Consider the following 22,195-nt stretch of genomic DNA (forward strand, 5'->3'; position numbering starts at 1 on the left):
ACACTGTCTCGTTCTCGCATTGGTCGAATATACGTACCTCTTGTTCAGACAAGTCCTTTTTAACTAGAGACGCGACGACTCTCGTCCTTCGTCACAACGACAGGCCACGAGTAGATGGCCCGGACGTGGCCGCGGTTACGCCTCGAAGTAGTCGAGGTAGCTATCCACGAATGCGTGAACCGCTCCGTACGTCGGCGGAGTTCCGTTGCGGACGAAGTGTCCGGCGACGGCGTTTCCGACGACGAGTGAGTCCGTCCGTCCGAGGCCGAGGACGTGTCCGAGTGCGAGACCAGCGTTGAAGTGGTCACCGGAACTCGTCGTGAGGACGGGGTCGTCCGTCTTCGGGACGCCGACGCTGACGATACCGTCGTCGTCCACGAGGTGTGCCGCGTCGATTCCGTGGCCCACGAACCGCGTGACGCCGAGGTGGTCGAACGCGGCGCGCGACTCGTTCTCGAAGTCACCCTCGGCGGCACCGCCGAGTTGCGCGAGATAGCGCGTCTCGTATCGGTTTGCCGAGACGAGGACGTCCACGACGTCGTCCAGTGCGGACACCTGCGACACCCCTTCTGCGACGACGTCGGGTTCGCGCTTCCGGAGGTCACCGGGGTCTAACAAGAGCGTCTCCGGTGGGTTCGAGAGCGTCGGCCAGAGGTCTTCGCGGATGCCGCGTGCAACGTCGGGGAGTTCGGGCATCTCCGACCAGTAGCCCATGCCGAGCAGTTCGGCCCCATCGACGAGTTCGGCGAGGCGGTCCAGTCCGACACGAGATTCGATGTCTGCCCAGTCGAGCGTCATCAGTGCGCCAATCTCGGTGAGCATCAGTTTCCCGTCGCCGAACTCGACGGCGTCGGTGTACCCCGGTGCCCCGAGCGTTTCGAGCGGGTAGTCACCGAACTCCTCGGCGAACGGGTCTTCCGGTGGGTCGCCGAGACACCCGACGATTGCGGGGTCGAACCCCATCTCGCCGAAGGCCCGCGCGAGGTGACTCACGTGACCACCCGTCCGGACGCCGTCTTGTATCCACTCGAAGGAGAGCGAACTCTCGGCTTCGACAGACGCGTTCACACGCTCAGCGAACGCCTCTAACGTCGGGACACGCTCGTACTCCTCGGCGGACTGTCGCTCGGAGACGAACTCCCGCACACGGTCGATGTAGCCGTCGAATCCGAAGACGACACGCCCTCCATCGACTCTCTGTGGCAGGGCGGCACGACAGGATTCGACCGCCTGTCTCGTCGCTTCGTCTGGTCGGTCCATGCGTCGGACTTCGAAAGCCCCCGAATTAGGTGTTTACGCTGACGGCGACGTTCGCAGGGGTTACGACTCGTCTTCGGTCGTGATTTCGAACCGTGCGCCACCGTCACGACTCTCGTCGAACCAGATGCTCCACCCGTGGGCGTTGATGACGCTCTGGACGATGCTGAGGCCGATTCCAGTCCCGTCTGTGCTCGTCGTGAACCCCGCTTCGAAGATTCGCGGGCGCGCCGACTCGGGAACCCCTGGTCCGTCGTCTGCGACGTAGAACCCCACCCGGTCCTCGAGGGGGCCGATTCGGACCGTCACGTCGTCGCCACCGTGTCGAATCGCGTTCGAGACGAGGTTTTCGAGGAGTTGTCGCAGGCGGCCTCGATGGGCGCGTACGTCTTCGCTCCCCTCGACATCGAGCGTGGCATCCGGTGTGTTGGCCGCGGCGATGTCCCACGCTTCTGTCGCGACCGCGTCGAGCGACAGCAGTTCGACTTCGTCGATAGTCTGCCCGTTTCGAGCGAGCGTCAACACGTCCTGAATTATCGACGCTATCCGGTCGTGTGCGTCGGCGACCCGTTGCAGTTCGTCGGAGTCGTGTTGCTCGCGTGCGAGTTCGAGATACCCCGTTGCGACGTTGAGCGGGTTCTGTAAGTCGTGTGAGACGACGGAGGCGAACGACTCCAGTTGCTCGTTCTGCCGGGCGAGTTCCTGTTCGCGGCGACGGAGGAGTTGCTCGCGTTCGACCCTGTCGAGTGCGGCGCGTGTGTTCGACGCCAGCACTCTCGCCAGCGTGACGCGCTGGTCTGCGAGTTCGCCCGATTCGAGCGACCCGACGAAGAACACCCCGTAGTCGGGGATGGGGACGACCAACTCCTCTGCGATGTCGGTGTCCGGGTTGTAGCGTTGTGGATTCGACTCGACGTCGTCGTAGAGACAGAGCTCCTGCGATTCGAACACCTCCCACGAGAGGCCCGTTCCTCGCGGAAGCGGCGGTACCTCCCCGAATTCGTGCATCGCTCGCTCGGTGAACGCCGTCGGAACGAGTGCGTCGCGCGAGTCGTCGTACAGGAGGACGCCGCTGAGTTCGTAGTCGAGTACCTCGACGGCGGCATCGCAGACGACCTCCGCGACGGCCGTTTTGCTCGTCGCCGCGCTCAACCGCCGTGTCGACACGTGGAGCGCGTTGAGGCGTTCTTCGTATCGTTTGCGCTCGGTGATGTCGGACGAGAGGCCGACAGCACCCGTGACCCCACCTGCGTCGTCGGTGATTGGCGTGACGGTGAATTCGACGACGCGTTCGACGGTGGATGACGACAGCGACAGTTCGAGTCGTTCACCGGTGCTCTCGCCGGAGAGGATGTCGTCGAGTGCAGCATCTATCTGCGCGTACTGGTCGTCGTCGAGCAGGCCGTAGTCCTTCGTGACCGAGATGTGTTCGCCGACCAGCGTCTCTGGAGACACGCCGACCCGGTCTGCTGCGGCCTCGTTGATGTACCGGATAGTCCGGTCTGCATCCGCGACGTAGGCGCCTTGGTGGATGCTCTCGACGATCGTCTCGTACCGCTGCAAGCGACGTTCGTAGGTTCGCTGTTCGGTCACGTCGCGCGACGTGACCACGAAACCGTCGACGACCGTATCTGCCTGGTTCGTCGCCATCGACTCCATCCAGCGCCACGACCCGTCTGCGCCGCGGTGTCGGTAGCGAATCGGCTCTTTGGTACCTGTCTCAGTCTGTAGTGACTCCTCGTACGCCGAGAGGACGACTGCTCTGTCGTCGGGGTGGACCAGTTCCTCGATGTGTTTGCCGACCAGTTCGTCTTGGTCGAACCCGAGGACGGATTCGACCGACGGACTCTGGTACTTGACCCGACCGTCGGTCCCCACGAGCGTCACGACGTCTCGTGCCAGTTCGATGAGGCTCTGGAACCGGGCTTCGGTCGCCCGTTGTTCCGTCACGTCTCGCATCGTGACGAGGACACCGTACTCTCCGTGGTAGTGGATATCTTGGACGGTCACCGAACACTCGTGGACGTCGCCGTCGGTGTCGACGACGCGAACGTTGTAGTTCGTCGGAACGTCCTCTCCGCGGCGGCGACGGTCAGAGATGTCTGCGACCTTCTGCCGGTCGTCGGGGTGGATGACGTCCAAGACGGCACTCGCTGCGAGTTCGTCGTCGTTCAGCCCAGTCAGTTCGGTGAGTCGTCGGTTCCAAAACTGGAAGTCGGCGTCTTGTCCGATGAAGATGGCGTCGTTGCTCTGCTCGACGATGAGTCGATACAGGGAGTCGCCCTCTCGGGACGTGGCCGCCCACTGCGAGAACTCCATGGCCCGTTCGAGACGGGCGGCGAGTGCGGCCGTGTCGTCGGCGACGGCCGAGCGTTCGATGCCGATTCCACCGCCGCGGACGGCGGTTGCAGTGGCACGTTCGGAGTCGTCGACGAGGACGTAGACTGGAACCGGTCCGACGTAGTCGCGGACCTTCGAGATGAATTCGGCGTCACAGTCGGCAGCAGCGTCGGCGTCAGAGGTGGTCGCAGCGTCGTGTGCACCGTCGTTATCGGCACGCTGGCCTCTCGTGCAGATACCGTCGACGACGACACCGCCGACTGTCTCGTCGAGTGCGTCGAAGGCGGTGTCTCGTTCGCTCACCGTCTCGACGGCGAACCCGCGTCGTTCGATGCCATCTCTGAGGAGAGCGGCATCCTCGCCGACGAGAAGGACGCGGGAATCGTTCATACAGGTACGATTTTCGGGGCCGATAAATATCTCACGGCGTCTATCTTCGGCAGCATCTCGGGCCACCGAGACGCGGACCGTCGGTTACATGCGTTCTCGAATAGTCGTTCGTGACATGACCGACGAGTTTCCTGCCGACGCCGCGGCCATCGTCCAGCGGCACATCGAGGACGAACACGGCTATCTCTCGTGGCTCAATACGCGGGTCGACGCCATCGAGCGTGGCCGCATCGTGATGACCATCCCGTACGACGAGAAACTCACGAACACTGTCTCGCCGCCGACCATCCACGGCGGTATCGCGGCGACGCTCATCGACACGGCAGGCGGCATCGCACTCCGGACGATGCTCGACAATCCGCTCTCAGGTGGCGTCGCCACCATCAACCTCAACGTGAACTACCTCCGTCGCGCGTCGGGTGACCTCACCGCCGTCGCAGAAGTCGTTCGCGCGGGCGGGAGCGTCGGTGTCAGCACCATCACCGTCGTCAGTACCGACCCGAAAGAAGACGCCGACGTGGCGCGGCGACAGTCGCCGTCGACCGACTGGGACGACGCCGTGGCCACTGGACAGGGCGCGTACCGACTCTTCCGCGACTGAACTGCTCTCCCTCTCGCCTCACTCGAACTCGATTTCGCCGAGCGTCGTCGTCTCACCGAACAACCAGTCTGCGTGCTCGACGGCGTACTCCTTGTGCGACTGTTCGATGTAGCCGAGGGCGTCCGTGACGAGGATTGGTCGATAGTCGCGGAGGCCAGCGCTTCCGGCAGTGTGGAGGACACAGACGTTCGCGAGCGTCCCACAGATGAGTAGGTCGTCGATTCCGTGGGAGTCGAGCCATCCCTCCAGTTGCGTCTGGTAGAACGCGTCGTAGGTGTGTTTCTCGACGACCAGGTCGTCGTCTCGCACGTCGAGGGCGTCGAGTAACTCGGCGTCCCACGTGCCCTCGACGACGTGTTCGCCCCAGCGGTCGAACTCGTCGTAGTAGTGTGAATCGTCGAACTGGTCGGGTGGATGGACGTCTCGCGTGTAGACGATGCGGGCGCCCGCTTCGCGGGCCGTCGAAACGAGGTCGGTGACGGCCTCGACGGCCGCGTCGCTCGCGGACGAAAAGAGGCTCCCGTCTGGGTGGCAGAAGCCGTTTTGCATGTCGACGACGACGACTGCAGTCCGTGTCGGGTCGAGTGCCATACGTGGCCGTTGTGTCGGGACGACCAAAACAGTACACCAGCGAGCGGTCGTCTCCTGTCACGTCGGCCTCGCCGTCGACCCGCCGTAATCCGTCGGTTTCGCCGAACGTATCAGACAAGGTACTTCCCTCAGGAGGCCAAGAGTAGGGTATGCGAACGACTGGCTACCGTGCCATCTTCGTCGCCGCTCTCTTGGTTCTCGCTGGGTGTGCCGCCCCCTCCGCGACACCCGGTGCAACGAGTGGCGACACGTCTCCGCCCGTGACGCCGGACCCCGACAGAGAAGGCTTCTCCGACCCCGAACAGGACGTCCTCGGGTGGGAGAACGGCTACTGGTACGACGAACCGATTGCAGTCGACCAGTCTGACGGCCTCAACGACTCCGAACTCGAGGCGTACGTAGCCCGTGGAATGGCGCGCGTCGAACACATCCGGGAACTCGAATTCCAAGAGTCGGTCCCCGTGAACGTCATCTCTCGGGACGACTATCGCGCCGGTAACGCCAACCGCTCTGGGTCGCCGGACTCCGAGTTCAACCGCTGGAACGACCAGGTGTGGGAAGCGCTGTTCATCACCGGTGAGTCGCAAGGCAGTGCGGACGCCATCTCGGAGACGACCGGAAGCGCCGTCCTCGGGTTCTACTCGCCGGGCGACGACGAAATCAAAATCGTCACCGACTCCACCGGCGCGCCGACTATCGACAACGCGACGCTGATTCACGAACTCGTCCACGCACTCCAAGACCAGCACTTCGACCTGACCGACCAGCGCTACCGCGGACAGACGCAGGACGGTGACCTCGCCATCGACGGCGTCGTCGAAGGTGACGCGAAACTCGTCGAACTCATGTATACTGACGAGTGTGAGTCCGGTGCGTGGGACTGTGTGGCCACGCCTGCCGCGGGTGGGTCCGGCGGGTCTGGCGGTGGTGGCGGACCGAACCTCGGTATCCTCCTCACTATCTTCCAACCGTACTCTGACGGTCCCGTCTACATGAACAGTATCTACCAGGAGGGTGGCTGGGACGCTGTCAACGACAAACTTCGCAATCCGCCCGTGTCGTCCGAGCAGACCATCCACGTCACAGACGAGACGCCGACTCCCATCACGTTCGACGACGAAGGCACGAACGGGTGGACGACGTTCCCCAACCAGGGCGTCGAGGGGTCCGACACAGTCGGTGAGGCGTCTATCTACGCCATGTTCTGGTATCAGGCGCGAACGGCCGGTGCCGAGACAGTTCGTCTCCAGACCATCGTCGAGACGGACGAGCAGTACGATACGTACAACTACGACGCTGCACCCTCCGATGGGTGGGGCAACGACCGACTGTTCCCGTACAAGAACGACGCAGGGTCCGAGACTGAGTACGGGTACGTCTGGGTGACGCAGTGGGACTCCGACGGTGACGCCCGCGAGTTCCACGACGCGTATCTGAACATCCTCGACGCGAACGGCGCGACACAGCAAGCAGACGGCGTCTACGTCGTCGAAGACGGCGAGTTCAACGACGCGTTCCGCGTCGTCAGGTCCGGTGACCGCGTGGTCATCGTCAACGGCCCGGCGCCCGCCGACGTAGACGAGATTCGGCCGAGCCTCGCGTCCTGAGCAGTACCGGTCGCCACGGCACTCGCTCTCTCTGAATCGCCCGTGACGCTTTTTCCTTCCTCTGTCCTTTCACTCTCTATGAACCGGTCTCGCCTCGCCGTGCTCCTCTCGTTGCTTCTCCTCCTCGTCGCAGGGTGTGCTGCGCCCGTGATGACTCCCACAGCGACGCCAGACGACGGCGCTGCGAGTGAGTGGTCGTGGCCCGACGACCCACCAACGGACCGACTCGGGTGGGAAAACGGCTACTGGTACAACGAGTCGATCGACGTTGACCAGTCTGACGGCCTGAACGCGACCGAACGCGAGGCGTTCGTCGCCCGGACGATGGCCCGCGTCGAAGTCATCCGCGAACTGGAGTTCACGGACCCCGTCCCCGTGGAAGTCATCTCGCGCGCCGAGTACCGAAACGAGTCGGACATCGGTGACCCCCCGGAAAACGCGTCTGAGGCGCTCCACCACGACTGGAACGACCAGGTCTGGGAGGCACTCTTGCTGGTCGGCGAGGACCGGACTATCAACGAGGTGTTCGGTGAACTCTACGGCGGCGCCGTCCTCGGCTACTACTCCCCGTCAGAGGACCACATCGTCCTCATCAGTACCGATGGCGACCCAGTCATCGACCGGCGGACGCTGGCGCACGAACTCCACCACGCATTGCAGGACCAGCACTTCGGCCTCGACGAGTCACCACCGACGCAGGACGAGCAACTCGCCGAGAACGGACTGGTCGAAGGCGACGCGCGGTACGTGGACCGACTGTACGAAGAACGCTGTGCGGCGGAGTGGGAGTGCGTCGCTCGTCCGTCCGGTGCCGGGTCGGGAAGCGGGTCGTTCGACTATCCGGTCTTCTTGACCATCTACGCGCCGTACAGCGAGGGTCCGGAGTTCGTCACTGCCCTGCGCGAACGCGGCGGATGGGAGGCAGTCGACGACGCCTACGCGAACCGGCCAGTCTCGACGGAACACATCTTCCACCCCGAGACGTACCCCGACGAACGACCGGTCGAGGTGACCATCGAAGACCGCTCGTCGGCCGAGTGGACCCGATACGACCACGACCCGGTGGGTGACACCGTCGGTGAGGCGTCCATCTTCGCCATGTTCTGGAAACACGGTGCCATCGACAAGCAGAACCTCCAGCGCAACACGGGCAACTACTCGGCGTACAACTACTCTGCGGGCCCCTCTGCCGGGTGGGCCGGTGACCTCGTCGTTCCGTATCGCCCCGCATCTGACGCCGACGCATCGGCGAACCCAGACCACCGCGCCTACGTCTGGAAGACGGTCTGGGACACCGAAGAAGACGCACGACAGTTCGAGACGGCGTACCTGACGTACACGCTCAAACTCCGTCTCGGCGCGACGTACGCCGCCGAACATACATACGTCGTCGAAGATGGCCCGTTCGCCGACGCGTACCGCGTGACGCGAGACGGCGACACGGTCACCATCGTGAACGCGCCGACAGTCGAGGAGTTGGACGCGGTGCACAGGCGAGCATAGATTGAAGAAAATTCGTCTTCGACCGCTCGCTCCGATTATGCACCTTTTTCATCGCGCGGGGCAGACTCCTCGACAATGACTGAGTTCGACATCGTCGGTCCCGAGGCCATCCGCGAAGGCGTCGCGACCGACGCCTACTTCGAGCGGACCGAGGCCACCCTCCGCCACGCGGGCAAGAACCCCCGCGTCGTCGCCGAGGTGACTGCGGACCAGTTCCCCGACGGGGACTTCGAGGTGTTCGCCGGTGTGAAAGACGCCGCGGCACTCCTCGAAGGACACGACGTCGACGTGGACGCCATGTTCGAGGGGCAACTGTTCGACGGCGGCCCAGTGATGCGAATCGAGGGGAACTACCTCGAATTCGCCCGCCTCGAAACCTCGCTCCTCGGATTCCTCTCGCACGCCTCCGGATGCGCGACTGCCGCACTCGACGCGCGCGTCGCCGCGCCCAACACCCCTGTCTTTTCCTTCGGCGCGCGCCACGTCCACCCCTCTATCGCCGCGATGGTCGAACGGAGCGCCCTCGTCGCGGGTCTCGACGGCTTTTCGCACGTCGCCGCGGGCGAGATTCTCGGGAAGGACGCGTCGGGGACGATGCCGCACGCACTTCTCATCGCCTTCGGCCGTGGAAATCAAGCCGACGCCTTCCGCGCGTTCGACGACGCGGTACCGGAAGACGTGCCGCGTGTCGCACTCTGTGACACCTACGGCGACGAGACCGAAGAAGTCCTCCGCGCCGTCGAGACACTCGGCGACGACCTCGACAGCGTTCGACTCGACACCACCTCGTCGCGCCGTGGTGACTTCCGCCACATCGCCCGTGAGGTTCGCTGGGAACTCGACGCACGCGGGCACGAAGACGTCGGCATCTTCGTCAGCGGTGGTCTCGGTCCGGCCGAACTGCGGCACCTCCGCGACGTCGTCGACGGGTTCGGCGTCGGCGGGTACATCTCGAACGCCAACCCTGTCGACTTCGCACTCGACATCGTCGAAGTGGACGGCGAACCGGCGGCCAAGCGCGGGAAACTCTCCGGCGTCAAAGAAGTCTACCGCACGACCGACGGCGGACACCACGTCGGTCTGCGTGGCCGACCCGGCCCGACCGACGGCGAGTCACTGCTCGAACCGTTGATTCGCGACGGCGAACTCGTCCGCGAGTTCGACCTCGACGCGGCGACGCGACGGACCCGCGAAGACGCAGAGAAAGTCGGATTCGGCGAGGAGTAGCGGAAGATAGGGCCCGGTGTCAGCGTGAAGACACCGCTCAGAACGTATTCTATCGGGTGAAACGAGAACGTCACGTCGACAGCGGTACGATTGCCGTCGTCTGTGTGCAAACCGCTCTGTTCGTGGTCTGTCTCTGCTGTGAACTTACAGCGCTTCGACGCTGCCGCCGTCGTCACGCTCGCGGAAGACCTGTCCTTCGAAGAGCGTAATCATGGTGTCGTCGTCCTGCCACGCCAGCGGCGAGAGACCGGCCTTACGGCAGGCGTTCGTGAGGAACTCTTCTTTCGACCACCCAAGCTCGAGTGGAAGCGTCGGGTACATCCACCCGTGGACGCCGCCAGCGTCGATAGCGACGCCGTGCTTCCCGAGTTCGATATCCGCGACAGGGTCGTTAGTCAGCGTATAACTGTTCACGATACAGACGGAGATGTTGAGATTCGGGAGTTCCGGTGCCTCGATTTCCGTCTGACAGGAGTCGCCGGAAGACGCCTTGATTGCGGCGTCGACGATAGCGTGACCCAGTTGGTCTTTACCGCGATACGCGCCTGCACAGCCTCGAAGTCGACCACGCCCACGTGTCGACTTGATACGTACGAACGCCCCAGTTCGTGCGTAGAAGGCATCTCGCATACTGCCCGGTTGTTCTCGTTGCCCGTGAAGAACGTACGATTCGACCGATTCCCGCGCCAGTTCGACCGCCCGCGCCCCATCCTCGTAGGTGAGGTGTACGGTCTGCGCCTCGGACATATTACTATTCAAGGCCTGTGTTGACTTCAACGCTTCCCTCGAGTGTTAATCGGTTGTTAGGTCGGTTAATGTCCACATAAGTACCCATATACGGGCCGTTCGACCGGACCAATCGAACCGCTTATCCGACGGACGAGGCTACAGTACGTCGGCAGAGAGAGCCCAGTTCCCGTGCCCACTTCGGGCATGAGGAAAGTCCCCCCACCGTCTGGACAGGTGACCGGGCGCAAGCCCGGAGTCGGAGACGGCTGGCTCTGGAACAGAAACGACACCCCTCGACCCGACCGATGATGCGCGCGCGGCGGCCACCGGCCGTCGGCGGTGCGTCCGAGGCAACTCGAATGCACGCGAACCGACCCGTGAGGGGAGGGAGATAACCCGCGAAGGGTAGACGGTCGAGAATGGATGGAACGGTGAATCCTCACCGGTGCAAGTCCGCGCCGTGAAGGTAGTCCGGACGGCACGCCCGGGTTCGCCCGGCGTGCCCTCGGGTTTCGACCCGAGAAGGACGCGGACGCTTAGCCGAATGCTGGGACGAACAGAAGGGGGCTTACTCCTCTCAGCCGATTTCGAACTGTGAGCGACCGCTCTGTCTCGTCACCCGTCTGACGAGGACAAACCTTCTTGCCATCTCGCCGCCCCTGTTCGGGTATGCGTGGTCTCCCGATTTTCGTCGTCCTCCTCGTCGTTCTCGCGGGATGTACGGCACCGGTGTCTTTGGACGGTGATGGACCGGCAGTCACGACGGCGACAGACACGACGACGCCCGCGACTGCGACGCAGACCACCGATTCGACGGAGACCACTCCGACGCCACCGACGACGATAGAACCGGAGACGACTACATCGTCGTCGGAGACGACAGCACCTCAGACCACGACGGCGGAATCGGAGGCAGTAACCACGACGTATCCACCCGCGTCGGGATACGGCCCGTGGGGGTCCGACCCGGTCATCATCGAGGTGCGTGCGCCGAACGACGGCCGAGATTACGAGACATTGGTCCGAGAGGCGACGGTGTTCTGGGAGCGAAACGACGCGCGGTACCTCGGCTACGAAGTCGAATACGCGGTGTCGTCCGACGTGCGGAACCCCGACATCATCCTCCAGTTTTCGGACACCATCCCCGAGTGCAGTGGGCAGGCCGACGCCGTCGGATGTGCGCCGTACATCACCGACGCTCGCCAAATCGACCGCCCAGAGACGGTCTACGTCAAGACGGGATTCGGTGACGATTCGACGGTCGAAATCGTCGAACACGAGTTAGGCCACACGCTCGGCCTCGCCCACGGCGACGAACCGGCCGACTTGATGAACGCGACTGGCATCCTCTACACACTTCCGCGGACGAACGCGACCGAGAAGGCGTTCCCGTGGGACGACCCCGAGTTCACGGTCTACGTGAACGAATCAGGTGCGAGAGAGCCCGATGGCGCGCGCGAGCAGGTCGGACACGCCTTCGACTACTTCGCCGCGGGTGCACCGGGAATGCCCGACACCCTCTCCTTTAGGTACGTCGACGACCCCGAGGCGGCGGACATCCACGTCTCGTTTTCGGAGACCTCTCCGTGCGGAACCGGGGCCGCCTCGTGTGCCGCAGTCACCGGATACGACCCGGACGGCGACGGCGCACTCGAGACGTACGATAGGTTCCGAATCGTCCTCGTCGACCTCGATACCGAGGCAGTCGCGTGGCACGTCGGTTACTGGACGGCCCACTATCTGGGCGCAGAAGAGGACGCCGACAAACCCGACCCCTTCCAGAACGCCACGTACACCGAGCGACGCAGTGAGTGGTGGGCGTAACTCGAGCGAATAGTCGGTCTCGACGCGACGTGAACCGAAGGGTCGTCGAGACGAACGTCGATGACGTGTCGCCCTCTGAGTGATCTGGCCGAGCCATTCTTTGTCACAGGCCACATAGAACGAGTGTGATTCCCACCGATAGGCATGACAACCAACACTCCTCGTTCGACGAGGAATCCTTCCGCGAGGCTCTCGCCGAGTTCGGGGGCACCGACGCGGAGCGCCGGGTCGTCGCACGCCAAGCCCGTGACCTCGCCGACTCGGGGCAAGCCGAAGCAGACCGTGGTGCGGCACTCACGTCGGACGAAATCATCCGAAACCTTCGCGACGCACCCGAAGGAAGTCCGGCGACGCGCTGGAACTGGTGGCTCGGTGCGCTCGAAGCAGCTTACGGGAACTATCGAGAGTTCCAAGTTCGGCGTATTCCCAAGGCCTGACGCCACGTCCTCGGCCGCGTCGATTCCTGTTCTGTATCCCTACGCTCGAACCAACAGTCACCACACGATTCTGTCGTCACGAGGAGGACGAACGCCAACATATTCACCACTGGATGAGCGTTCAAAACCAAAGCAGATTACACGCTCGTTTCAGAAAGAGTGTGTAGCGCGTACGAACAACCTACCGGTGATGCCTACTCTACAATGACAGACAACTATGACGTGATTATTGCAGGTGCGGGCCCTGCGGGTGGACAGGCGGCACGAGACCTCGCCTCGCGCGGGTACGACGTCTGCGTCCTCGAGACTGAATCCCGAGACGAATTCCCCTCGCGGAGTAACAAGTCCACTGCAGGGACGTTCCCCTCGACGATGGCCTCGTTCAACATCCCGGACGACGTCGTCATGCACTTCACCGACGACGTAATCTTGGAGTCTCCGAACCACCACTACCGCCGACACCAACCCGGCGCAGTCCTCGAGTTCGCCGACTTCAAGAATTGGTTGGTCGAGGAGTCCGAAGCAGACGGTGCCGAGTACCGTTTCGACGCCCGAGTCTCCAAACCGATCATGGAGGGCGGCGAAATCGTCGGCGTCCGATACAACGGGGACGAAGAGGTCTACGGTGACATCGTCATCGACGCGACTGGTCCGAGCGCACCCTTGGCGAAGGCACTCGACGTCTGTAACTTACGACGCGAGAAACAAGCAATCGGTATCGAATACGAGTTCGAAGGGATGAACCTCGACCCCGATGGGTACGCGGACCTGACGGACACGATGATGCTCCGCCTCGACCACGACATGGCACCGGGTGGCTACTCGTGGATTTTCCACACCGGCGAGGACACCGCGAAGGTCGGCGTCTGTTACATCCAGAACGATGGGCACCGAAACAACGCCAAGTCTGGATTCACCATCGACGACTACCTCCAGTACTGGGTCGACACCGACCCCCGATTCGAAAACGCCGAACGCATCGCGGGCAAACAGCACCGCGGGTCTGCACACATCCAACTCCCCAGCCAGATGAGCACGGACAACTTCATGGCTATCGGTGACACTGTCCCGACGGTCGACCCGCTCTGGGGCGAGGGCATCGACAAGTGCATGCGTTCTGGTCGCGCCGCCGCCGTGACCGCCGACCGCACACTCATGCACACCAACCGCGACACGTCTGCGTCGGAACTCGCCATCTACGACCAACTCTGGCACGAGCGGGTAGCACCGAAGGCGAAAAACCGACTGTTCATGACGGAGATGCTCTATCGCGCGTCCAACGAGCGCTACGACGCGCTCCTGAAGGACCTCCACCGCTTCTCGGTGGACCAGTTGGACGAGGTAAACGGCGGCAACCCACTCGCGATGTTCCGGATGCTGAAGTTCGAAGACCTCTCTATCCTCGCTTCGACGGCGAGAGAGTGGTTCTCGAACTAATCTGACTGCAACACACTTGGAGGTAGGCGTAGATGTCTCGTCCGACGCTGTCTTCTCGCCGACACTGCTGACTCCCGTTCTCCGTCGGTCACGCTCGCTCGTCGAGCACTGCGAGCGCATCGTCGAGGGCGGCACGCGCCGCGGCGACGTGTTCGTCAGCCTCGTCGTCTTCGGTCGCGTCGACGTTCGACAGCAGGTGTTCGACGTGGCCGAGACGGGTTCGAACGACGTCGTCCGGCGGGAGTGGACCGATTGTGAGGTCGCCGGTGACGGCCTCCGCTTCGCCAAGCCACCTGCTCGCATCTTCTCGAACCGGGCGCGTCGCCGTCGCGGCGAGGTGGTCGTGGAGCGTCGCCACCAGCGAGTCGAGGGTACCGTCGGCCATGGCCTCTGAGAGGCTCTCGACAGACAAAAACGTCAGTTCTCACTCGCCGGCCGGACCGACGGGCAAAAGCCCCTCCAGTCGGTACGGGCCACCAATGCAACTTCAGTTCCTCGGCGGGGCCGGGGAGGTCGGTCGCAGCGCGATTCTCGTCAACGACTCGCTGCTGCTCGACTACGGGATGATGACTGGGAACCCACCGCAGTTCCCCGTCGGGTCGGTCGACCCCGACGCAGTCGTCGTCTCTCACGGCCACCTCGACCACGTCGGGACGGTCCCTGCACTCCTCTCTGGTTCCGAGTGGCCGGCAGTCCACTGGACACCGCCGACCTACGAACTCGCGCTCACCCTCGCGCGGGACACGCTCAAACTCCACGGCGGTACCTACGACTGCCCGTTCACAGAGACGCACATTCGCCGGATGACACAGCAGTCCGAACCGCACGATTACGGTGAGACGTTCGAGGCGGCCGGGCACGAGGTCACGTTCTACAACGCGGGGCACATCCCCGGAAGCGCACACGTTCTCGTCGACGACGGGGAGACGCGCTTGCTCTACACCGCAGACTTTCACACCGACGACCAGCGGTTGGTGTCGGGGACGACAGACCGCCCGGACGCGGACGTAGTCATCTGTGAATCGACCTACTCGGACGTCGAACACGAAGACCGTGCGACAGTCGAAGAGCGGTTCGTCGAGTCGGTTCGGACGACCATCTGGCAGGGCGGCACCGTCGTCGTCCCGGCGTTCGCCATCGGTCGGACACAGGAGATTCTGATGGTCCTCGACGCCCACGACATCGACTGCTACGTGGACGGGATGGGGACGCAGGTGCTGAAGATGCTCCGAAACCACCCGGACTACGTCCGCGACCCGACGGCGCTCAAGCGGGCGAAGTCGAACGCGCGAATCGTCTCGGGTCGTGACGGCCAGCGTCGCCGTATCGCGCGGCAGAATTCGGTCATCGTCACGACGAGTGGGATGCTCTCTGGCGGACCGGCGATGACGTACATCCCAGAGATTCGCCAGGACCCGACGAACAAAATCTGTCTCACCGGGTATCAGGTCGAAGGGACGCCCGGCCGCGAACTCGTCGAACGCGGTAGATGCGAACTCAACGGCGGCGTCGTTCCTGTCGCCGCCCGCGCCGAGATGTACGATTTCTCTGCCCACGCGGACAAACACGGCCTCCGTGAGTTTCTCGCCGGCTACCGTGAGACGCCCGTCTTCGTCAACCACGGCGACCGGTGTGCAGCGTTCGCCGAAGAACTCCGGACTGATGGATTCGAGGCAGTCGCTCCCGACGTCGGCGCCGTCGTCGAAGTCTGACTCGACTGAAAATCGGGACTCAGTTACGCAGTCTCGTCGTCTGACCCTCCGCGAATCGACCGACTCGCGGCGACACACGCCGAGACGCGGAGCCGGGTTCGGTGCGGACGGAACCGTTTGAACACCGCGCTGAGTCCACCTGTGGGTGAATCCGAAGCCATAGTTTTAGGTTGGCCTAAAGATTCATAGTCGTTACGGTCACCAGGCGTCGGGCTGTGACTCGTCTCGTGAGCGCCGAGGGTGACGCTCGCCTGTCTTCTCCTCTCCTCTCCTCTTCCTCCTCTTCTCTCCATTTCGTGCGGAAAAGCCGCCAGAAACTCCGTCTTACGCCACCTAGGCTGTGTCTAATGGTGTCATGTATTCTATAACTATGGCAGTTCCTCGCCTCTATTCTGTCGTTCAGACGAGAACTCCGACCTCGTTCTCGCGCGATAGCCCGCCTGACCGCCCCGCTCACCCGTCACTCGATGGTTCCCATTCGCCTCATCGTCGTCGTCGTACTCCTCAGTCTTCCAGTGACGGCCAGCGCCGCGGTTTCGTTTTCTCCTGCCGTCGTGGTTTCGTCGTTCGACGCCGATGCAGGGGACGACAGCATCTCGGTGGATGTGGACGTTCCCGTCGAGGGTGACCGAGCGTCCATCGAGACGCTCGAAGACGCCGAGCCGTACGCCACAGCGTCCAGTACCGTCAGTGTGGGCACGCAGACGGTGGTGTCGGACCCGACGCTGGCCGACTCGGATGCCGACGGTCTGACCGACCGTCTGGAGGCGTCGCTCGGAACGGACTCGACCGCCGCAGACACCGACGCCGACGGCCTCGACGACTGGACCGAGGTACTCAGACAGGACACTGACCCACTCGACGCCGATTCGGACGGCGACTCCATCTTCGACGGTACCGAACATCGACTCGGCCTCGACCCGACTGTCCCAGAGCGCCCGTCCACACTCGACACCGACGGAGACGGCCTCCCAGACGACGTCGAACGGCGCATCGGGACGAACGTCTCCGCCCCCGATACCGACGGTGACGGCCTCAGCGACGGGGCGGAAGTCTACGGCGCGCCGCGGCAGTTCCCTGACGCTGACCCACTCCACAAGGACCTCTACTTCGAAGTCGACGCGTACCACACGGTCACGGTGAATCAGACGGCACTGGACCGAACGGCGGCGTTCTTCGCGTCGGCACCGGTGGACAACCCCGACGGTACGACCGGGTTTGCGGTTCACTTCGTCGTCGACGAGACGGACCTCACGACGCTTCCGGCGGCGAACGTGCGTGACAACGACGCAGTCACTGCGCACTTCGACGGGGCGGCGCGCGGGTACCTGTACATCTACCTCGCCGAAACCGTCTCCATCGGTGACCGTGGCGTCCGCGCCTCCGCGAATTACGGTCGAATCGCTATGGCCGGCGACGACCAGACTGACCGCCTGTACGTCCACGAGATTGGTCACCTACTCGGTGTCCACGGGAGCGACGGCCCCGGCGTGGACTCCTACGAGGCGTCGGTCGAAGAGTATCCGAGCATCATGTCCTACGAGTACCTCAACTCGAACCGAAAACTCCGGATGGCGACGGGGGACGAATCGTCGAAGTCGAACGACGACTGGGACGACATCGGTCGGCGATTCACCCGGTGGATAGACACCGCTCACCTCGACTCGTGACCCGTCGCGGGACGACAGACCGCGTCGGACGCATCTACACCCTCGCAGGCGACCGACCGTCACACCCGCGAGCAGCACGCTCGGTTCCGCTGACTCTCACGTCGTCAGTCTCGGCCCTGCTCCCGTTCGAGACGGGCCTGTCGCCGGTCGAACTCGTCGTCGTCGATGTCACCGCGAGCGTACGCGCGCCGGAGTTCTTCGAGGGCGTCGTCGCCGCCGTTGTCACCGCTTACGACGCGGAACAGGAGGACGCCGCCACCGACCAATACCGCGAGGACGAGCAGTTGGCCAAAGAGGCCCATGCCCCACATCCACCACGGGACGGACCCGCCGATGCCACCGTGCATCCACGTGTCGTGCATCCATCCGCCGCCCCATCCCATCGGTCCCATTCCGAACACGCCGGACATCCCGAGGAGCGCGGGGAAGACGAACAGTGCAGTGAGCGCGAGCAATACGATTCCAACGAGTCGCGTCGAAGAGTGTGTCGTCGTCATGTGCGTGTCACCTCGACGGCGCTTCGCCGTCTACGAGTGACTGTACGTGTTCGACGTTTACCTCGTTTGTTGCTTGGCTGTTGGGGGTCTCTGTACACCTCGACTTCGGCATCGAAAGATTTCGTGGTGTCCAACTTCACGAATCGTAACTCTCGCACTTGGCGTCGACTGGTCTCGGTCTGTTCCGCACTCAACTCACGAGCGACTGGAGCAAGACGACGACCCCCGCGGCGATAGCGAGAGTCTCGACGACGTGGACCTGCGTCACCGTGAGCGACGTCACCTGAAAGGGAACGAGGCGAGTGACGACCAGAACGCCGGTCTACACGCTAGTCACGACTCACCACCGCTGTACCGCAGGCCGTACAGCGAGTAGAGCACCGAGAGCATGCCGAGGGCGACGATACTCGTCTGGATGGTGCCAGCGTGGAACAGCGACAACCCGACGACTTCGAAGAGGACGCCCTCGATGACGGCACCGACGCTGATGAGCAGGAAACCGATGGCGACGAAGAGCATCGGTTCGCTGCCGTACTCGGCGTACCCCTTGTACGCCTGATAGGCGATGAGGAACCCGAGCGCCATCGTGACGACTTTCGCGACGACGAGTTCAATGTGCATGCTCACTGCCTCCTGATGTCGTCCCAGATGCGGGTGAACCGTTCGGCGGGCGACGACTCCACGTTGGTATCGACTCGTATCTCGCCGTCGACCACGTCGATGTCGAGGTGCGTGAGTTTCGCCTCGTAGACACTGTGGTGACTCCCGTCTGCGACGAGTTCGGTTCGTTCGACGAGTAAGTCGTGGGCGAGCATGTCGTCCAGTCGCCGATAGACCGTCGACTGTGCGACCCCACAGCGCTCACTGAGGTCCTTGACGGAGTGCGGTTCGAGACTCGCTGCGGCGAGAATCGACCGGACGTACTCGTCTCCGAGGAGGTCGAGCAGTTCGTCGGAATCTTGAGAACCTGACACACGCTTCTCACTCCGAAAGTGCTCCGCTTTCGTACTTAAACCCTCCCCGGATTTGCCGACCCAGCAAAACAGCACTCCTTCATAACCACCACCGAACCCAACTCTCTGTTGTCGGGTGACCTACCATGACTGACTCACTCTCTCGGCGGCGCGTGTTGAAGGCAACCGGCGGCCTCGCCATCTTTGGCCTCGCCGGGTGTACTGGAAGTACTGCACCGGACGCAGAAGAGGACGGTTCGCACGACGACGGTACTCACACCGAGGAGTCGCACACCGAAGAAGCGACCACCGAGGAGAACGCGGACGGAAGTAGCGACCACCACCACGAGGGTGGTACTATCGGTGACCCCGCTGAACACGCGACGGTCACTATGTTGACCGAAGACGGGGAGTACCACTTCCACCCGCACGTCGTCCACGTGGAGGAAGGTGGGACCGTCACCTTCGAACTCGAGAGTGGCACCCACACGGCGACGGCGTACCATCCCGACAACGACGGCCCGCGTCGCGTTCCCGAGGGGACCGATGCGTGGGACAGCGGGATGCTCTCGGAGAGCGGTGCAACCTACGAGGTGACGTTCGACACGGCCGGCGTCTACGATTACTACTGCGTCCCGCACGAGGCACTCGGGATGATTGGTAGCGTCGTCGTCGGCGACGCTCCCCTCGACGGTCCGGGGATGTCGGCACCGTCTGACGAGATTCCCGAGGATGTTCACGGGAAGATTACTGAACTGAACGAGATGGTCGAACACGGACTCGGTTCCGGGTCGTCTGGCCACGACGACGGCCACGACGACGGCCACGACGACGGCCACGACGACGGCCACAGTGAGTAGTCACTGCGGGGCTTTCTGAGGCCCCTCGTCTCTCCTGTCTCTTCGTTCTGCGCACTCGTTCTCACGCTGTCGAACCGTCCGGTTCATACTTGACCTAGGATTGCGTTGCACCGGTATGTCCGGTAGAGTGAACGTTCTCGTCGTCGCCGAGAACGAACCAGTCCGCGAGCGTCTTGCGGCGTCCCTCCCTCCGACAGTTGGCGACCAGACCACGACTGTCCACGTCGAAACTGCGGAGAGTATCGACGCTGCACAGTCGACGCTCGAACACTCGCGTGTGGATTGTCTCGTCGTCTCGACGGAACTGACGAACTCCGAGGGAGAACCGCTCGCCTCTGTGTTGCGCACAGACGGTGTCCCACTCGTCTCGTTCGAACGGTCGAATCCGTCTTCTCCCGATATCGAAAATCTGGGACAGGTCGTCTACGACGCGGTCCAGAACACGGTCGGGTCACTGGACCACCGAGCACTGTTCGAGGCAGTGAACGTCGGCCTCGCCGTGCGCGACCCAGACACGCTCGAACTGGTGGATATCAACCAGCGCTATCTCGACATCCTCGGTACCACCCGAGACGACGTCATCTCGACGGCACCCGTCGAACTCACCGCCGACGTTCCGGGATTCTCGCAAGAAGACGCCCGCGCCGAAGTCGAACGTGCCATCGAGACGGGAACGAACGTGTTTCCGTGGCCAATCGAGCGACCAGACGGTGACCTCGTTTGGCTTCGAGTGAGCCTCTCGATTGCGGACCTTTCCGGGCACCGGCGCCTCGTCTCGACGGTCCAAGACGTGACCGACGCGCGGGTCCGCGAACGGGACCTCGAAGCGCTCAAGAGTGCGGTAGATTCGGTCGACGCCGGTATCGCACTCACCAAAGGGGGCGGCCACACCTACATCAACGAGACTGGCGCGCACATCTGCGGGTATCCCGATTCCGAGTCGATGCTCGGTCTCTCGTGGCACGACCTCCACACCGAATCCGAGGCACAGCGCCTCCAGGAAGAACTCCGCTCCTCACTCGACCAGAGGGGGCGGTGGCAAGGTGAAGCGACGATTCAGCGGCCCGACGGAACGTCCGTTCCGGTTCGTCTCTCTGTCACGTCTCTGTCGGACGACCGGAACGTCGTCGTGTTTCAAGACCTCTCCGAACAGAAAGCACGCGAACGGGAACTCGAACGCAGTCGCGACTTCCTCGAACGGACGCAACGCATCTCGAAAGTCGGCGGGTGGGAACTGGACCTCGAAGACGAGACGCTCGAGTGGACCGACCAGACGAAGCGCATCCACGAGGTTCCGTTGGAGTACGACCCGTCGCTCGACGACGCGGTTTCGTTCTACGCCCCAGACGAGCGAGACGTAGTTCGGGAACTGGTCGAGCGGTGCCGAAACGAGGGCGTCGCGTGGGAAGACGACTTCCGCATCGTCACCGCCGAAGGGACGGAGCGCTGGGTCCGGACGCGCGGCGAACCGGTCATCCGGGACGGCCGCGTCGTCGCCCTGCGTGGGACGATTCAAGACGTGACGGCCCGTCGCTCTCGCGAACGCGAGTTAGAGCAGACCAACGCCGAGTTGGAGGCGCTCAACCGTATCATCCGGCACGACATCAGGAACGACATGGCCGTCATCGTGGGCTGGGCCGAGTTACTCGAAGACCACGTCGACGACGAAGGGCGCGACATCCTCTCGCGGGTCCTCTCGACTGGGCGACACACCATCGAGATAACCGAGGTTGCTCGTGACCTCATCGAGACGATGAGTGGGGGCGCAGTCGAGACGCGCCCACTCTCACTGGCCGAGACGCTGAACCGCGAACTCGTCGTCCGGCGCGAGGCGTTCCCGAAGGCGACTATCGACGTCGATGGGGAGATTCCGGATGTCGCCGTTCGCGCGAACCCGCTTCTCACCTCGGTGTTTGGGAACGTCCTCAACAACGCGATTCAACACAACGACGACGACACGACGGTCACTATCTCGGTAGACGTCGACCACGACGACGGAGTGGCCATCGTCCGCATCAGCGACGACGGTGTCGGTATCCCAGACAACAGAAAGTCCGTCGTCTTCGGGAAGGGTGAGAAGGGACTGGAGAGTTCCGGGACGGGTCTCGGACTCTACCTCGTCAACAAACTCGTCGATTCGTTCGGTGGACGGGTCCACATCGAGGACAACGACCCATCTGGAACCGTCGTCGTCGTCGAATTACCACTCGCGTCGACCAACTAACGACACCTCAAACGGGGTCTGCCACTGTGCCCGCGAGTCCGGCCAGTCACACGACGTCGGTTGGGTCGTGCGACTCGGCCATCCTGGTCGCCGCGGCGGCGTACTCCGCCTGTGTCTCCTCGTCGCCGACGCGTCCTAACTCGTCTTCGGGAACGTCGAGGGCAGCGTAGGTGTCGCGGACGTCCGATTCGAAACTCGTCAACGACCGTTCTTTTCTGTGATATCGTGTCCCGTCTGTCGTCGCGTACACGAGGATGATGATGTTCTGTTCGTCGTCCGAGTACGTGCGCTCGACGAGCCAGGTAGTGACTGTGTCCGACATAGCGGACAGTACGC

At 63.2% G+C, this 22,195-nt stretch carries 21 protein-coding genes and 1 other RNA gene; 12 read left to right on the forward strand and 10 right to left on the reverse strand.

What is annotated here, in order from left to right:
* Window positions 1-135 precede the first annotated feature (135 nt).
* Window positions 136-1,260: a hypothetical protein gene (locus tag AUR66_RS01975; protein ID WP_058570843.1), complete on the reverse strand. Its 1,125-nt coding sequence runs from the start codon at window positions 1,258-1,260 to the stop codon at window positions 136-138.
* Window positions 1,261-1,320: 60 nt separating this feature from the next.
* Window positions 1,321-3,987, reverse strand: a complete 2,667-nt coding sequence (locus AUR66_RS01980) for a PAS domain S-box protein (RefSeq protein ID WP_058570844.1) — start codon at window positions 3,985-3,987, stop codon at window positions 1,321-1,323.
* Window positions 3,988-4,102: 115 nt separating this feature from the next.
* On the opposite strand from AUR66_RS01980, the gene AUR66_RS01985 reads away from it, so the two are divergent.
* Window positions 4,103-4,588, forward strand: coding sequence for a PaaI family thioesterase (locus tag AUR66_RS01985; protein WP_197409649.1), 486 nt, complete (start codon window positions 4,103-4,105; stop codon window positions 4,586-4,588).
* Between the two features lie 18 nt (window positions 4,589-4,606).
* Here the strand turns inward: AUR66_RS01985 and AUR66_RS01990 are convergent, their stop codons facing one another.
* Window positions 4,607-5,179 carry a cysteine hydrolase family protein gene (locus AUR66_RS01990; RefSeq protein ID WP_058570846.1) on the reverse strand — a complete coding sequence of 191 codons (573 nt, stop codon included), beginning with the start codon at window positions 5,177-5,179 and terminating at the stop codon, window positions 4,607-4,609.
* 149 nt (window positions 5,180-5,328) lie between these two features.
* Here AUR66_RS01990 and AUR66_RS01995 point away from each other — a divergent pair, with 149 nt between their 5' ends.
* The 3 genes from AUR66_RS01995 (at window position 5,329) to AUR66_RS02005 (ending at window position 9,516) form a co-directional block, all read left to right on the forward strand.
* Window positions 5,329-6,786 (forward strand): Hvo_1808 family surface protein, encoded by a 1,458-nt coding sequence (locus AUR66_RS01995; protein WP_058570847.1) that lies wholly within the window; start codon window positions 5,329-5,331, stop codon window positions 6,784-6,786.
* A gap of 78 nt (window positions 6,787-6,864) precedes the next feature.
* Window positions 6,865-8,289: an Hvo_1808 family surface protein gene (locus tag AUR66_RS02000; RefSeq protein ID WP_058570848.1), complete on the forward strand. Its 1,425-nt coding sequence runs from the start codon at window positions 6,865-6,867 to the stop codon at window positions 8,287-8,289.
* Between the two features lie 75 nt (window positions 8,290-8,364).
* A complete protein-coding gene (locus tag AUR66_RS02005) occupies window positions 8,365-9,516 on the forward strand; it encodes a nicotinate phosphoribosyltransferase (RefSeq protein ID WP_058570849.1) in 1,152 nt (383 codons plus the stop codon).
* 144 nt (window positions 9,517-9,660) lie between these two features.
* On the opposite strand, the gene AUR66_RS02010 is transcribed toward AUR66_RS02005, so the two are convergent.
* Window positions 9,661-10,263 (reverse strand): TIGR00296 family protein, encoded by a 603-nt coding sequence (locus AUR66_RS02010; RefSeq protein WP_058570850.1) that lies wholly within the window; start codon window positions 10,261-10,263, stop codon window positions 9,661-9,663.
* Between the two features lie 150 nt (window positions 10,264-10,413).
* On the opposite strand from AUR66_RS02010, the gene rnpB reads away from it, so the two are divergent.
* The 4 genes from rnpB (at window position 10,414) to AUR66_RS02025 (ending at window position 13,943) form a co-directional block, all read left to right on the forward strand.
* An RNA gene (rnpB, locus tag AUR66_RS02125) (RNase P RNA component) lies at window positions 10,414-10,828 on the forward strand.
* 86 nt (window positions 10,829-10,914) lie between these two features.
* Window positions 10,915-12,069 (forward strand): hypothetical protein, encoded by a 1,155-nt coding sequence (locus AUR66_RS02015; RefSeq protein WP_058570851.1) that lies wholly within the window; start codon window positions 10,915-10,917, stop codon window positions 12,067-12,069.
* Window positions 12,070-12,194: 125 nt separating this feature from the next.
* Window positions 12,195-12,506, forward strand: a complete 312-nt coding sequence (locus AUR66_RS02020; protein WP_058570852.1) for a hypothetical protein — start codon at window positions 12,195-12,197, stop codon at window positions 12,504-12,506.
* A 204-nt stretch (window positions 12,507-12,710) separates the two neighbouring features.
* Window positions 12,711-13,943 carry a digeranylgeranylglycerophospholipid reductase gene (locus AUR66_RS02025; protein ID WP_058570853.1) on the forward strand — a complete coding sequence of 411 codons (1,233 nt, stop codon included), beginning with the start codon at window positions 12,711-12,713 and terminating at the stop codon, window positions 13,941-13,943.
* A gap of 88 nt (window positions 13,944-14,031) precedes the next feature.
* Here the strand turns inward: AUR66_RS02025 and AUR66_RS02030 are convergent, their stop codons facing one another.
* Window positions 14,032-14,328, reverse strand: a complete 297-nt coding sequence (locus tag AUR66_RS02030) for a hypothetical protein (RefSeq protein ID WP_058570854.1) — start codon at window positions 14,326-14,328, stop codon at window positions 14,032-14,034.
* A 94-nt stretch (window positions 14,329-14,422) separates the two neighbouring features.
* Here AUR66_RS02030 and AUR66_RS02035 point away from each other — a divergent pair, with 94 nt between their 5' ends.
* Window positions 14,423-15,655 carry an MBL fold metallo-hydrolase gene (locus AUR66_RS02035; protein WP_058570855.1) on the forward strand — a complete coding sequence of 411 codons (1,233 nt, stop codon included), beginning with the start codon at window positions 14,423-14,425 and terminating at the stop codon, window positions 15,653-15,655.
* A 23-nt stretch (window positions 15,656-15,678) separates the two neighbouring features.
* Here AUR66_RS02035 and AUR66_RS21640 read toward each other — a convergent pair whose 3' ends face one another.
* The gene (locus AUR66_RS21640) at window positions 15,679-15,816 is read right to left on the reverse strand and encodes a hypothetical protein (RefSeq protein ID WP_197409650.1); all 138 of its coding nucleotides are present in this window, start codon (window positions 15,814-15,816) and stop codon (window positions 15,679-15,681) included.
* 306 nt (window positions 15,817-16,122) lie between these two features.
* Between AUR66_RS21640 and AUR66_RS02040 the strand changes: the two genes are divergently transcribed.
* Entirely contained in the window at window positions 16,123-17,325 is a 1,203-nt protein-coding gene (locus AUR66_RS02040; RefSeq protein ID WP_058570856.1) for a hypothetical protein, read from the forward strand.
* Window positions 17,326-17,429: 104 nt separating this feature from the next.
* Here AUR66_RS02040 and AUR66_RS02045 read toward each other — a convergent pair whose 3' ends face one another.
* The 3 genes from AUR66_RS02045 to AUR66_RS02055 form a co-directional block, all read right to left on the reverse strand.
* Complete coding sequence (locus tag AUR66_RS02045) at window positions 17,430-17,822, reverse strand: SHOCT domain-containing protein (RefSeq protein WP_058570857.1); 393 nt, start codon at window positions 17,820-17,822, stop codon at window positions 17,430-17,432.
* A 333-nt stretch (window positions 17,823-18,155) separates the two neighbouring features.
* Window positions 18,156-18,443: a DUF7521 family protein gene (locus AUR66_RS02050; RefSeq protein WP_058570858.1), complete on the reverse strand. Its 288-nt coding sequence runs from the start codon at window positions 18,441-18,443 to the stop codon at window positions 18,156-18,158.
* A 2-nt stretch (window positions 18,444-18,445) separates the two neighbouring features.
* The gene (locus tag AUR66_RS02055; protein ID WP_058570859.1) at window positions 18,446-18,796 is read right to left on the reverse strand and encodes a winged helix-turn-helix domain-containing protein; all 351 of its coding nucleotides are present in this window, start codon (window positions 18,794-18,796) and stop codon (window positions 18,446-18,448) included.
* Between the two features lie 125 nt (window positions 18,797-18,921).
* On the opposite strand from AUR66_RS02055, the gene AUR66_RS02060 reads away from it, so the two are divergent.
* Window positions 18,922-19,635: a plastocyanin/azurin family copper-binding protein gene (locus AUR66_RS02060; RefSeq protein ID WP_082682099.1), complete on the forward strand. Its 714-nt coding sequence runs from the start codon at window positions 18,922-18,924 to the stop codon at window positions 19,633-19,635.
* Between the two features lie 115 nt (window positions 19,636-19,750).
* Entirely contained in the window at window positions 19,751-21,859 is a 2,109-nt protein-coding gene (locus AUR66_RS02065; protein ID WP_058570860.1) for a PAS domain-containing sensor histidine kinase, read from the forward strand.
* A gap of 46 nt (window positions 21,860-21,905) precedes the next feature.
* On the opposite strand, the gene AUR66_RS02070 is transcribed toward AUR66_RS02065, so the two are convergent.
* The gene (locus AUR66_RS02070; RefSeq protein WP_058570861.1) at window positions 21,906-22,181 is read right to left on the reverse strand and encodes a hypothetical protein; all 276 of its coding nucleotides are present in this window, start codon (window positions 22,179-22,181) and stop codon (window positions 21,906-21,908) included.
* Between the last annotated feature and the right edge of the window lie 14 nt (window positions 22,182-22,195).

Origin of the sequence: Haloferax profundi (assembly GCF_001469865.1) — an archaeon.
In the GTDB taxonomy this organism is placed as follows: domain Archaea; phylum Halobacteriota; class Halobacteria; order Halobacteriales; family Haloferacaceae; genus Haloferax; species Haloferax profundi.